The sequence below is a fragment of the Kitasatospora sp. NPDC032757 genome (genome assembly GCF_055579305.1).
Window position 1 is genome coordinate 68,334 of record NZ_JBVINN010000024.1, and the last position, 12,217, is coordinate 80,550.

The following is a 12,217-nucleotide window of genomic DNA, read 5'->3' on the forward strand; positions in this document are numbered from 1 at the left end:
TTTCTCGGTGGTGTGGGGCCTTCTCGGTGGCGTGAGGCCGCGGTGACGGCTGTGGAGGACGGGGCGGCCTCACCTTGGTGAGAGTCGGCGGGGGTGGCTGCGATTACCCGCTTTTCCCCGCCGGTCGCCGTGACCCGCGTCACATCCATTTCCGGCCGCGCGGGCCGCGCGCGGGCCCGGCCTGGCCGCCCGAACGGCGCCGGGCCGGGTAGGCTGGGCGGGTTGTCCGATTGCCTCCCGACCGTGGGTCAGGGCTGCCAAACCGCCTCTGACCTGCGATGATCCCCCCTCGGAGACCGTGAGTACTGCCGCCGCCTCCTCGATGCCGCTCTTCTCCGACGCGCAGGATCCGCACGCGCCCGTCCGGGTCGGCGGCCATGCGTCGTCCACCTCTTCGCACCACCTGTCGCCGGCCTTCCCCGGCCGGGCCCCCTGGGGTACCGCCGGCAAGCTGCGGGCCTGGCAGCAGGGGGCGCTGGACAAGTACATCGAGAGCCAGCCGCGCGACTTCCTCGCGGTCGCGACCCCGGGCGCAGGCAAGACCACCTTCGCGCTGACCCTGGCCTCCTATCTGCTCCACAACCACCTGGTGCAGCAGATCACCGTCGTCGCGCCGACCGAGCACCTGAAGAAGCAGTGGGCCGAGGCCGCCGCCCGGATAGGCATCAAGCTGGATCCGGCCTACTCCTCCGGACCGCTCTCCCGGGAGTACCACGGCATCGTGGTCACCTACGCGGGCGTCGGCGTGAACCCGATGCTGCACCGCAACCGCACCGAGGCCCGCAAGACGCTGGTCATCATGGACGAGATCCACCACGCCGGTGACTCCAAGTCCTGGGGCGAGGCCTGCTTCGAGGCCTTCGAGCCGGCCTCCCGCCGGCTGGCACTGACCGGTACGCCGTTCCGCTCGGACACCAACCCGATCCCGTTCGTCCAGTACGAGGCGGGCGGCGACGGCATCCGCAAGTCGGTCGCCGACTACACCTACGGCTACGGGCACGCGCTCGCGGACCACGTCGTCCGCCCGGTGATCTTCCTCTCCTACAGCGGCAACATGCGCTGGCGCACCAAGTCCGGCGACGAGCTGGAGGCGCGGCTCGGCGAGCCGATGACCAAGGACCTGATCGCCCAGGCCTGGCGCACCGCGCTGGCCCCGCAGGGTGAGTGGATCCCCAGCGTGCTGCAGGCCGCCGACCGCCGGCTGAGCGAGGTCCGCAAGGCGATCCCGGACGCCGGCGGCCTGGTGATCGCCACCGACCAGAACACGGCCCGCTCCTACGCCAAGATGCTGCGCGAGATCAGCGGCGAGAAGGCCACCGTGGTGCTCTCCGACGAGGCGGAGGCCTCCAAGCGGATCTCCGACTTCGCGGCGGGCGACTCGCGCTGGATGGTCGCCGTCCGGATGGTGTCCGAGGGTGTCGACGTGCCGCGCCTGGCCGTCGGCGTGTACGCCACCTCGATCTCCACCCCGCTGTTCTTCGCCCAGGCCGTCGGGCGTTTCGTGCGCGCCCGCAAGCGCGGCGAGACGGCCTCCGTCTTCCTGCCGACCATCCCGACGCTGCTGGGCTTCGCCAACGAGATGGAGCTTCAGCGCGACCACGTGCTGGACCGGCCGAAGAAGGAGGGCGAGGGGCTCTTCGACGAGGAGGACCGGCTGCTCGCCGAGGCCGAGCGGGCCAACGACGGGCCGGACGGCGCCGGCGGCGACGAGTTCTCCTATGAGGCGATCGGCTCCGACGCGGTCTTCGACCGGGTGCTGTACAACGCCATGGAGTTCGGCATGCAGGCGCACCCGGGCAGCGAGGAGGAGGAGGACTACCTCGGCATCCCGGGCCTGCTGGAGCCGGACCAGGTGCAGATGCTGCTGCAGAAGCGCCAGCACCGGCAGATCCAGCGCAGCAAGGCCAAGCCGGCCGAGGAGGCCGACCTGCTGGAGCTGCCGGCCGAGCAGCGACCGGTCGTCACCCACCAGGAACTGCGCGAGCTGCGCAAGGAGTTGAACGCGCTGGTGGCGGCCTGGCATCACCGGACCAGCCAGCCGCACGGCACCATCCACAACGAGCTGCGCCGCCAGTGCGGTGGCCCGCTCACCGCGCAGGCGACCGTCAATCAGCTGAAGGCGCGGATCGACCGCATCCGGGAATGGGCGAAGTAACGGTCCGCCAGGTGGCCATCCGGCCTCCGGTCCTGGTCGACGGCATCCTCTCCCTCGCCGGCGACGACCGCACGGACCCCCGGGGCCGTCTGCCGCGCGGCTGATCCTGCGCGCGCCGTTCGCGGCACGCCGCCCCGGCTCCGGCCGGGGCGGCTTCGCGGTGCCCGCGTCCCCGGCCGGCCGGCTTCGCGGTGCCCGGCCGTCTGTGCACCGCGGGGCCCCGCCGGCACCGGCCCGGCCGGTCCTGCGCACCCTGCTCCGAACCGCCGCCCGGACGGGTGGTGCCCCTCCGGGCCCGGCTGTCCGGACTTCGGAATGTGCTCGGACCTGCGCCCGGTCCCCACCGGTGAATTGTGGGCATTTGCCCGCATCTGGCACGCCGGGCGAAAATGATCATGACCGAATTTTGGACAAGCACTTCCGCCGCGACAATTCCTTCACTACCTTTCCCACACGCTCTCCCGCCGGGAAACCCCCCCGCGAGACGGGCGCCGCAGGACCGCCAGGACGTCAAGGACGACACACCGCGGCCCGAGCGCGGCCACCCGCCTGCGTGCGACACCTTGAGTCCCGGACCGGCGCCGCCGTTCCGGCGACCCGCCGCGGAAAGGAATTGCGCGTCGTGACTGCAGAGACCTCCCAGACCTTGGACCGTGGCGTCCGGGTCCTCAAGCTCCTCGCCGACTCGGAGCGCGGGCTGACCGTCACCGAGCTGGCGGCCCGGCTCGCCGTCAACCGGACCGTCGTCTACCGGCTGCTGGCCACCCTGGAACAGCACGGGCTGGTCCGCCGGGACATCGGCGGCCGGGCCCGGGTCGGCCTCGGCGTGCTGAGGCTGGCCCACCGGGTGCACCCGCTGCTGCGGGAGGCGGCGCTGCCGGCCCTGCGCAGCCTGGCCGAGGACCTCGGCGCCACCGCCCACCTCACCCTGGTGGACGGCAACGAGGCCCTGGCCGTGGCCGTGGTCGAGCCCAGCTGGACCGACTTCCACGTCGCCTACCGGACCGGGCTGCGCCACCCGCTGGGCGAGAGCGCCGCCGGGCGGGCGATCCTGGAGGCGCGGGGCTTCCCCAGCCAGCGCCGTCCGGAGCAGGGCTTCGTCATCACCCGCGCGGAGGAGCAGTCCGGGGCGTGCGGCGCGGCCGCCGCGCTGGTCGGGCTGAGCGGGATCGAGGGCAGTGTCGGCGTGGTGATGCTGAACGGGCTGGTCCCCGAGCGGGTCGGTCCCCGGGTGGTGGAAGCCGCGACGGAGGTCGCCGACGCCCTGCGGTAGGCCCCGGTGTGTTTGGATGCCTCTGTGTCCGACTCCAAGCTGCCCAACGCCCTGACCTCGCCGCGGACCCGCGCGCTGACGCTCTGCGGGGTGCTGATCGCCGCGCTGTTCGGCGTGGCCGCCTTCGTCCCGCTGCCGTACACGCTGACGTGGCCGGGTGTGACCGCGGACACCCTCGGCACCTACCAGGACAAGCCGGTGATCACCATCACCGGTGCGCCGGTACGGACCACCGACGGCCAGCTGCGGATGGTCACCATCTCGGCGACCAACCCGGGCGAGCGGACCACCTTCTGGCGCTCGCTGCGGGCCTGGTTCGACCAGGACGAGGCGATCCGGCCGACCGAGACGGTCTACCCGCAGGGCGACCCCGCCAAGGCGGAGGAGGTAACCGCCCAGCAGATGGCGGAGTCGCAGGACAGTGCCACCACGGCCGCGCTCTCCTACCTCCACCTCTCGCCGGCCCAGGTCAAGGTGAAGGTCGACCTCGGCGACATCGGCGGCCCGAGCGCCGGCCAGATGCTGGCGCTGGGCATCGTGGACAAGCTCGCCGGCGACGGCAAGGGCGGCGACCTCACCGGCGGGCTGAAGATCGCGGGCACCGGCACCATCGACGACCAGGGCGTGGTCGGCGCGGTCGGCGGCGTGCCGCTGAAGACCCAGGCCGCCGCCCGGGACGGTGCGACGGTGTTCCTGCTGCCCAAGGACGAGTGCGCGGACGCCAAGGTGAACACGCCCCAGGGGCTGCGGCTGGTCCCGGTGGGCACGCTGGGCGAGGCGGTCTCCGCGCTGGACGCACTGCGCACCGGCGGTGCCGTCCCCGGCTGCTGAGCCGTCGGCGCGGAGGGGGCGGTATCGGCAGGTGCGCCTGCCGGTGCGGCGGGGCTATTCGGCGGCGGCCTGGTCCACCAGCGGCAGGATCCGGTACGGCACCGGATTCTCCAGGGCGATCGCCGTCGACGACCGGACGATCCCGTCGAAGCCGACCACCCGGTCGATCACCCGCTGGAGATCGGCGTTGGACCGGGCGACGATCCGCACCATCATGTCCCCGCGCCCGGTGATCGTGTGCAGCTCCAGCACCTCCGGCACCGCCGCCAGGTGCGCCCGTACGTCGGAGCCCTGCCCCTGGGAGATCTCCAGCGTGGCGAAGGCCGTCACCGGGTAGCCCAGCGCCGCCGGGTCCACCTCCGGCCCGAAACCGCCGATCACCCCCTTGGACTGGAGCCGGTCCAGCCGGGCCTGCACGGTGCCCCGCGCCACCTGGAGGCGGCGCGAACACTCCAGCACCCCGATCCGCGGCTCCTCGGCGAGCAGCCGGATCAGCCGGCCGTCCAGCACGTCGATCGTGTCGTTGCTGCCGCCCGCCGGGGCGGAAGCCGCCTGCCCGGCAGGGGAGTCGGGGTCACTGGGGGAGTGGGCGGGGGGCATCGCGGGCTCCGTCCTCCGGTGGGCATTCTGTACAGCGGTGCGGCCGATTCTCCCGCCCCGGCGCACACCTTGACCAGGAGGAAACGGAACAGTTGCGCGGCGGTCGGCGCGGCGCCACCCTCCAGCCACAACCCCGTGAGCCGGGACCCGCACCGGCCCACGGGGACAGACCGTGGTCTCGTACGCCTACCGGGAGGGCCGTCATGACCGACACCGCCGCCGAACCCGTGCTGCTCACCGCGGGCCGGGAGGAACCCGACCTCGTCCCGATGGGGCGCGCCGACGCGGTGGTCTTCGCGGTCGGCGACGCCGCGCGGGCGGCCCGCCGCTACGCCACCGCGCTCGGGCTGCGCTGTACCGCCTACGCCGGCCCCGAGACCGGCGAGCCGGAGACCGTCTCCTACGTCCTGCACGCGCCCGGGACCAGGTTCGTGATCACCTCGCTGGTCCAGGTGATCGGGCCGCGCGGACGGGAGCTGGCCGGACACCTGGCCCGGCACGGCGACGGGGTGGTCGACCTCGCGGTGGCCGTGCCCGACGTCTACTACGCGTACGACTACGCCGTGGACCGCGGCGCCGGCTCGCTCGCCGAGCCCTACGAGGTGCAGGACCGGAACGGGACGGTGGTGCTCGCCGCGATCGGGGTACCCGGCGGCACCCGGCACACCCTGGTCGACCGCTCCCGCTACCGCGGCCCCTACCTCCCCGGGTACGTGCCGTTCGCGGGGTGGTAGCCGGTCACCGGACGGCGGTCTCCACGGTCGGCGGGTGACCGTTCCAGGCGACGAAGACCGAGTTGGCCTGGTCGCCCTTGGTGAAGTCCACCCGCAGCCACTGCGGACCGTTCCAGACCTGCATCTGCCAGCCCGGGTCCGGCGTGGCGGAGACCAACGAGGCGCTGTCCGCCTTGAGGTCCAGCGCCACCCGGCCGCCCGGCACCGGGTAGCTGCTCACGGAGGACGTGGCGGTGGCGGTCGGCGAGGGCCGGCGCGAGGAGGGCGGGGCACCGGCGGGCGGGGCCACGCTGTGCGAGGCGGCCGTCGAGGCCGGGGCGGACGTGGGGGAGGCCGGAGAGGCGGGTGGCTCCGAGTGGGGTGCGGACTGCGCCTCGACCGTCGTGGTGGGCGTCGGCGTCCGTGCCCCGGTGGACGCCGGGGACGGCAGCGGCAGCGCCGTCGGCTGCTCGAACGCGGCTCCGGTCAGCACCGCGTGCACGCCGAACCAGGACAGCGCCACCGCCGCCCCGGTGGCCGCCGCCCAGGCGCCGAGCTGTACCAGTCCGTTCCGCATCGTCCGCACATCCTGCCGTATTCCGGGGCACCGCAGGTGGGCACCCCTGCTATTCAGCAGGGAAGTTGCACAAACCGCGAGGGTCGCACCGGAACGGCCCCGGCCCGGCCCCGGCACCTCTCCCGCGGTCGGTCGCATCGCCGGTCCGGAGCTACCCGAGGTACAGACCACCGGAGGCCGATGGCGTACCGTGCAGGGCCATGGCAACAGTGCTCGTGGTCGAGGACGACCCCTTCGTACGCTCCGCCCTCATCCGGCACCTGACCGATACCGGTCACGCGGTCCGCAGTGTGGGCACGGCACTTGAGGCGCTGCGCGAGGTCGCCCAGGTCGGCTGTGACCTGGTGATCCTCGACCTCGGACTGCCCGATCTGGACGGCAGCGAGGCGCTGAAGATGATCCGCGGGCTGACCAACGTGCCGGTGATCATCTCCACCGCCCGGGACGACGAGGCCGAGATCGTCCGGCTGCTCAACGACGGTGCCGACGACTACCTGGTGAAACCTTTCTCCGGGGAACACCTCAGCGCCAGAATGGCCGCCGTGCTGCGCCGGCTCGGCGGCGGCACCGCACCGGTCGCCCAGGTCCTCAGGGTCGGCGGGCTCGCCATCGACCTCCAGCGCCGCGAGGCCGCCCTGGACGGCCGGCCGCTCGACCTGACCCGGCGTGAGTTCGACCTGCTGGCCTTCCTCGCCGCCCGGCCCGGCGTGGTCGTCCCGCGCAAGGAGATCCTGGCCGAGGTGTGGCGCCAGACCTACGGCGGCGACCAGACCATCGACGTCCACCTCTCCTGGCTGCGCCGCAAGCTCGGCGAGACCGCCTCCAACCCCCGCTACCTGCACACCGTGCGCGGCGTCGGCGTCCGGCTGGAGGCGGCCGAGCACCCGGCCGGGCCCGGGCCCGGCCCGGCGGAGCGCCGGACATGAGGAGGTCCGGGCACTCGCTGCGCTGGGCCCTGATCAAGGCCGCCGTGGCCGGAACCACCATGGTCGCGCTGGCCTTCCTCATCCCGCTCGGGCTGATGGTCCAACAGACCGCCCGGGACCGGGCGTTCACGGCGGCCGAGCGGCAGGCGGCGGCGCTCGGACCGGCCCTCGCCATCACCACCGGCCAGGACGCCATCGCCCGCGCGGTGGCCAGTACGGACGCCGGCGCGCAGCGGCGGATGGCGGTCCATCTGCCGCTGCCGACGGGGGCGGGCGCCCCGGCTCCGCCGGCCTCCCCGGCGCCGACCACCCCGCCCGGCGGGCCGGCCGCGACACCGGCCGTGGCGACTCTGCCCGTGGCGACACCGCCTGCCGCGACACCGGCCGTGGTGACCCTGCCCGTGGCGACACCGCCCGGCGTGACGGCATCCGGCGCGACGGCGATGGTCGGGCCGGACGGCGGCGCGACCATCGGCGAGGCCCGCGCCCTGGCCGCCGACGTGGCCACGGCGGGCGGCCAGGGCCGCTCGTTCACCGTCGAGGTGCCGGGCGGCTTCGCCCTGCTCCAGCCGGTCGCCGTCGACACCGGCCGGACCGCGGTGGTCGAGGTGTTCGTCGCCGACGGTGACCTCACCCGGGGCGTCTCCACCGCCTGGCTGGTGCTCTCCGCGGTCGCACTCGCACTGGTGGCCATCTCGGTGCTGGTCGCCGACCGGATGGGCGCGCGGATCGTGGCCTCCGCCCGCCGGCTGGCCGCCGCCGCGCGCTCGCTCGGCGGCGGCAACCTCGCCGTCCGGGTGCCGGTCGACGGCCCGCGGAGCGCCGGCAGCCCCGAGGAACTGCGCGAGGCCGGCCAGGCATTCAACGCGATGGCCGACCGTGTCGTCCAACTGCTTGCCGCCGAGCGAGAGTTGGCCGCCGACCTGTCGCACCGGCTGCGCACCCCGCTCACCGTGCTGCGGCTCAACGCCGCCTCGCTCGGCGAGGGCGACGCCGCCGACGCCACCCGCCACGCCGTCTCCCAGCTGGAACGCGAGGTCGACCAGATCATCCGCTCGGCCCGCCGCGCCCCCGAGGACGCGCCCGCCGTCACCGTCGGCTGCGACGCCGCCGAGGTGATCCAGGAGCGGGTCGGCTTCTGGTCCGCGCTCGCCGAGGACGAGGGCCGCCGCTGGCAGCTGGCCGGCGCCGACCGGCCCGTCCCGGTGCCGGTCCAGCGCGGCGACCTCGCCGCGGCCGTGGACGCACTGCTCGGCAACGTGTTCCGGCACACCACCGTCGGCACCGCCTTCTCGGTGGACGTGCTGGCCACCGAGAGCGCCGTCATCGTCCTGGTCGGCGACGCCGGCCCGGGCTTCACCGATCCCGAGTCCGCCCTCCAGCGCGGCGAGGGCCACGGCGGTGACGGCTCCACCGGCCTCGGCCTGGACATCGTCCGCAAGCTCGCCGAGGCCACCGGCGGCGACCTCGCCCTCGGCCGCTCCGCCGTGCTCGGCGGCGCCGAGATCCGGCTGCGGCTCCAGGCCCGGCCCGACGGCGCCCCGGCCCGCGCCAGCCGCCGGCGCAGCCGCAACACGCTGTTCCAACGGTGACCACCGGCGGGCGGTGAGCCCGTGGTCCGGATCCCCCGCGCGTTCCGGGCCGTCTGCCTCTCCCGGGCCGCTCCTCCCCTCTCTTTCTTAAGCGGGCCCTAAGGGAGCTGTACCCCTCGCTCAGGGGGCCGGTTTCGGCTATCCGGCACCGCTAGCGTCATCCGCGCCGGTCACCCGACCGAGCCGGGGCACGCCGCCCGCAACGGGTCCACGGACCCCTGCCCGGCCGCGGCGACCCCATCCGGCCCCAGTTGCCACCCGCGGAGGTACGCCACCATGACGACTCAGCCCAACCGCCGTTCAGGCCACCGCCGACGCAGCCGCAAGGGCGTCGTCATCGGGGCCTCGGCGGTCGCCGCCGCGCTGGTCACCGGCGGCGTCGTCGTCCTCGCCTCCTCGGCGAGCGCCGCCTCGCTCGGCGCCGTCTACAGCCGCACCAGCACCTGGGACGCCGGCTACACCGGCCAGTACCTGGTCACCAACCCGGACGGCAGCGCGATCGAGAACTGGACGCTGACCTTCGACCTGCCGGCCGGGGCGAAGATCGACTCGCTCTGGAACGCCACCTTCAGCGCCGACGGGCAGCACATCACCGTCAGGCCCGAGTCGTGGAACAAGCGGCTGGAGCCCGGCAAGAGCGTGGTGGTCGGCTTCGTCGCCCAGGGCGCCGGCGCCGCCCAGGCCGAGCCGGGCAACTGCCTGATCGACAACGTCTCCTGCAAGGCCGGAGACGGCCCCGCGCCGACCCCCTCGGGCCGTCCGACCACCACGCCCACCGCCTCGCCGACCACGGCCCCCACCACGACGCCGACCGCGACCGCGAAGCCCACCACGGCGCCGCCGAGCCCGACCGCCACGGCCAAGCCCACCACCGCCTCACCCAGCCCCACCGCTGCCCCCACCAGCGCCACACCGAGCCCCACCGGAACCCCCACCCCGGCGCCGGGGGGCGCCGGGTTCGCCCCGTACGTGGACACCTCGCTCTACCCGCCGTACGACCTCGTCGCCACCGCCAAGGCCACCGGCGTCAGGAACTTCAACCTCGCGTTCGTGGTCTCAGGCGGCGGCTGCACCCCGAAGTGGGGCGGCGTCACCGACCTCGCCGCCGACGCGGTGGCCGCCCAGATCGGCGCGCTGCGGGCCGTCGGCGGCGACGTCCGGGTCTCCTTCGGCGGCGCCAACGGCAGCGAGCCGGCCCTCACCTGCTCCTCGGTGGCCGACCTCACGGCCGTCTACCAGAAGACCGTCGACACCTTCGGCCTCACCAAGGTCGACTTCGACGTGGAGGGCGGCGCGATCGCCAACGCCGCGGCCAACACGCGCCGTGCGCAGGCCATCGCCCAGCTGCAGAAGAACGCCGCCGCCAAGGGCAAGGCCCTGGACGTCTCCTTCACCCTGCCCGCGCTGCCTTCCGGCCTGACCCAGGAGGGCGTCAACCTGGTCGCCGACGCCAAGAACAACGGTGTCGCGATCGGCGCGGTCAACATCATGGCGATGGACTTCGGCGACGGCGTCGCCCCGAACCCGCAGGGGCAGATGGGCAAGTACGCCATCGCCGCCGCCACCGCCACCCAGGCCCAGGTGAAGAGCGTCCTCGGCGTGGACGACGCCACCGCCTGGCGCAAGGTCGCCGTCACCCCGATGATCGGCGTCAACGATGTGGCCAGCGAGGTCTTCACAGTGGCCGACGCCAAGCAGCTCGCCGACTTCGCGCGGGCCAAGCACCTGGCCTGGCTGGCGATGTGGTCCGGCACCCGCGACAAGGCCTGCGAGGGCGGCGCCAAGGCCTACGCCGACGCCTCCTGCAGCAGCATCGCCCAGCAGCCGCTGGAGTTCACCCGGGCCCTCGGCGCCTACACCGGCTGAGTCCGCCCGCCCTCTCGGCGGGCCTTCCCCGGCCCCGCCCCTGTCCCACCCCTTCCCCGACCTTTCCCCGGGACCCCGGCCGGCCGTGCTCCGCCTGCAACGGAGCACGGCCGGCCGGGGCGTTTCGCCTACCCGCCCGCGCACGCGCGCGGGCAGGCTCTCGCCCCACCTGCGACTACTTTCCGTGACTGATCCGGCGGGCCTGTCCGACGGGCATCCGGTATCGTCGCTGGTTGGCCCAGCGGTGGACGGAGCGAACAGTGACAGCGGTGCAAGACGAGCACAGCCCGGTGCAGACCGCACCCGACCCGGCGCTCGCCCCCCGGCCGGACCGCCTCACGGGCGCCCTCGGCGCACCCCTGCGGGCCCTTCGCGAGGCCCCGCGCCGACCGCTGCTGGCCGTCTCCGCCGTGGCACTCCTGTCCCTCGTGGTCTACGCGGTGGTCCGGCACTTCGTCCACACCTCGATGGTCGACATGATCGTCTACCGGGCCGAGGGCGCCGCAGTGGCCGACGGCCGCGACCTCTACGGCCTGCGCGTCACCGAGTGGAACCTGCCCGCCACCTACCCGCCGTTCGCCGCGATGCTGTTCGTGCCGACGACCTGGTTCCCGGTCCCGTTCCTCCGGGTCGCGATCACGCTCGGCAACCTCGGGCTGCTCGCGGTCCTCACCCACCTGTCGTTCAAGCTCGTCGGCTGGCCGCGCCGGGACCTGCGCCCCATCGGCGTGATCCTGGTCACCGGCGCCGGGGTCTGGCTCGAACCCGTCTTCACCACGCTGCGCTACGGCCAGATCAACCTCGCACTGGCCTGCCTCATCCTCTGGGACCTCACCCGTCCGGACGGCCGCCGCAGCAAGGGCGTCGCGATCGGCATCGCCGCCGGCCTCAAGCTCACGCCCGGCCTGTTCGCCGTCTACCTGCTGCTCACCGGCCGGATCCGGGCCGCGTTCGTGGCCGGCTTCACCTTCCTCGGCACCTTCCTGATCGGTGCGCTGGTGCTGCCGGACGCCACCTGGGGGTTCTGGACCAAGTACCTCTACGACTCCACCCGGGTCGGCAAGACCGAGATCGTCGACAACCAGTCGCTCCGCGGCGCCTTCGCCCGGCTGCTGCACACCGCCGACCCCGGCACCGTCGCCACCCTGGGCGCCGGCCTGGTCGCGGTGGCCGGCCTCGCCGTCGCCGCCTGGGCCTCCGCCAGCTCCCGCTGGCTGCCGCGCGCCGAGGCGTGGGGCGTCTGCTGCGCCGCCGTCACCGCCGTGCTGATCTCGCCGATCAGCTGGACCCACCACTGGGTCTGGTGCGTGCCCGTGCTCGCCCTGCTCGCCTGCGAGGCGGCGGTCGAGCAGGGCCGTCCGGCCGCCGTCCGCAAGGTGCGCTGGCGCGCCGCCTTCGGGGCCACGCTGGTCGCCTTCCTCTCCTTCGCGATGTGGGCCGCGAAGCCGGTGGGCGCGCTCGTCCTGCACCTCTCGCCGTTCCGCCAGATCCCGACCTCCGTCTACCCCCTGGTCGGGATCTGCTTCCTGCTGGCCGCCGCGCTACGGATAAGGGCACGGCGGCGGGCCGCCGGCGCTCCGCTCGTCCGGCTGCCCGGGCAGCGGGCGGGCGACGGCCACCAGGGCCCCGCGCGCGACCGTCAGCAGGCCCCCGCGGCCCGCTGAGTCGTCGGCGCGGGCCAGGT

The 12,217-nt window shown here is 74.1% G+C and carries 10 protein-coding genes; 8 read left to right on the forward strand and 2 right to left on the reverse strand.

The window, feature by feature from the left end; translation table 11 throughout:
* Positions 1-322: 322 nt before the first annotated feature.
* The 3 genes from ACZ5WK_RS24665 to ACZ5WK_RS24675 all read left to right on the forward strand — a co-directional run bounded on the left by ACZ5WK_RS24665 (position 323) and on the right by ACZ5WK_RS24675 (position 4,259).
* The gene (locus ACZ5WK_RS24665) at positions 323-2,155 is read left to right on the forward strand and encodes a DEAD/DEAH box helicase (RefSeq protein WP_465550215.1); all 1,833 of its coding nucleotides are present in this window, start codon (positions 323-325) and stop codon (positions 2,153-2,155) included.
* Positions 2,156-2,777: 622 nt separating this feature from the next.
* On the forward strand, positions 2,778-3,428 hold the full coding sequence (locus ACZ5WK_RS24670) for an IclR family transcriptional regulator (RefSeq protein WP_380316659.1): 651 nt from the start codon (positions 2,778-2,780) through the stop codon (positions 3,426-3,428).
* 24 nt (positions 3,429-3,452) lie between these two features.
* Positions 3,453-4,259 (forward strand): S16 family serine protease, encoded by an 807-nt coding sequence (locus ACZ5WK_RS24675; protein WP_465550112.1) that lies wholly within the window; start codon positions 3,453-3,455, stop codon positions 4,257-4,259.
* Positions 4,260-4,313: 54 nt separating this feature from the next.
* On the opposite strand, the gene ACZ5WK_RS24680 is transcribed toward ACZ5WK_RS24675, so the two are convergent.
* On the reverse strand, positions 4,314-4,859 hold the full coding sequence (locus ACZ5WK_RS24680; RefSeq protein ID WP_465550114.1) for an Lrp/AsnC family transcriptional regulator: 546 nt from the start codon (positions 4,857-4,859) through the stop codon (positions 4,314-4,316).
* 203 nt (positions 4,860-5,062) lie between these two features.
* On the opposite strand from ACZ5WK_RS24680, the gene ACZ5WK_RS24685 reads away from it, so the two are divergent.
* Positions 5,063-5,593, forward strand: a complete 531-nt coding sequence (locus ACZ5WK_RS24685) for a VOC family protein (protein WP_465550116.1) — start codon at positions 5,063-5,065, stop codon at positions 5,591-5,593.
* Positions 5,594-5,597: 4 nt separating this feature from the next.
* On the opposite strand, the gene ACZ5WK_RS24690 is transcribed toward ACZ5WK_RS24685, so the two are convergent.
* A complete protein-coding gene (locus ACZ5WK_RS24690) occupies positions 5,598-6,149 on the reverse strand; it encodes a hypothetical protein (protein WP_465550118.1) in 552 nt (183 codons plus the stop codon).
* Positions 6,150-6,349: 200 nt separating this feature from the next.
* Here ACZ5WK_RS24690 and ACZ5WK_RS24695 point away from each other — a divergent pair, with 200 nt between their 5' ends.
* The 4 genes from ACZ5WK_RS24695 (at position 6,350) to ACZ5WK_RS24710 (ending at position 12,197) form a co-directional block, all read left to right on the forward strand.
* Positions 6,350-7,075 carry a response regulator transcription factor gene (locus tag ACZ5WK_RS24695; protein ID WP_465550120.1) on the forward strand — a complete coding sequence of 242 codons (726 nt, stop codon included), beginning with the start codon at positions 6,350-6,352 and terminating at the stop codon, positions 7,073-7,075.
* On the forward strand, positions 7,072-8,667 hold the full coding sequence (locus ACZ5WK_RS24700; RefSeq protein WP_465550122.1) for a sensor histidine kinase: 1,596 nt from the start codon (positions 7,072-7,074) through the stop codon (positions 8,665-8,667). The genes ACZ5WK_RS24695 and ACZ5WK_RS24700 overlap by 4 nt, the downstream gene beginning before the upstream one ends.
* Positions 8,668-8,943: 276 nt before the next feature.
* On the forward strand, positions 8,944-10,533 hold the full coding sequence (locus ACZ5WK_RS24705) for a glycoside hydrolase family 18 protein (RefSeq protein ID WP_465550124.1): 1,590 nt from the start codon (positions 8,944-8,946) through the stop codon (positions 10,531-10,533).
* 260 nt (positions 10,534-10,793) lie between these two features.
* Positions 10,794-12,197: a glycosyltransferase 87 family protein gene (locus ACZ5WK_RS24710; protein WP_465550126.1), complete on the forward strand. Its 1,404-nt coding sequence runs from the start codon at positions 10,794-10,796 to the stop codon at positions 12,195-12,197.
* Positions 12,198-12,217 lie beyond the last annotated feature (20 nt).

Bases quoted from the DNA above. Each gene is read 5' to 3' on its own strand.
- ACZ5WK_RS24665 (WP_465550215.1), top strand. From the start codon at position 323: ATGCCGCTCTTCTCCGACGCGCAGGATCCGCACGCGCCCGTCCGGGTC.
- ACZ5WK_RS24680 (WP_465550114.1), bottom strand. From the start codon at position 4,859: ATGCCCCCCGCCCACTCCCCCAGTGACCCCGACTCCCCTGCCGGGCAG.
- ACZ5WK_RS24685 (WP_465550116.1), top strand. From the start codon at position 5,063: ATGACCGACACCGCCGCCGAACCCGTGCTGCTCACCGCGGGCCGGGAG.
- ACZ5WK_RS24690 (WP_465550118.1), bottom strand. From the start codon at position 6,149: ATGCGGAACGGACTGGTACAGCTCGGCGCCTGGGCGGCGGCCACCGGG.
- ACZ5WK_RS24695 (WP_465550120.1), top strand. From the start codon at position 6,350: ATGGCAACAGTGCTCGTGGTCGAGGACGACCCCTTCGTACGCTCCGCC.
- ACZ5WK_RS24700 (WP_465550122.1), top strand. From the start codon at position 7,072: ATGAGGAGGTCCGGGCACTCGCTGCGCTGGGCCCTGATCAAGGCCGCC.
- ACZ5WK_RS24705 (WP_465550124.1), top strand. From the start codon at position 8,944: ATGACGACTCAGCCCAACCGCCGTTCAGGCCACCGCCGACGCAGCCGC.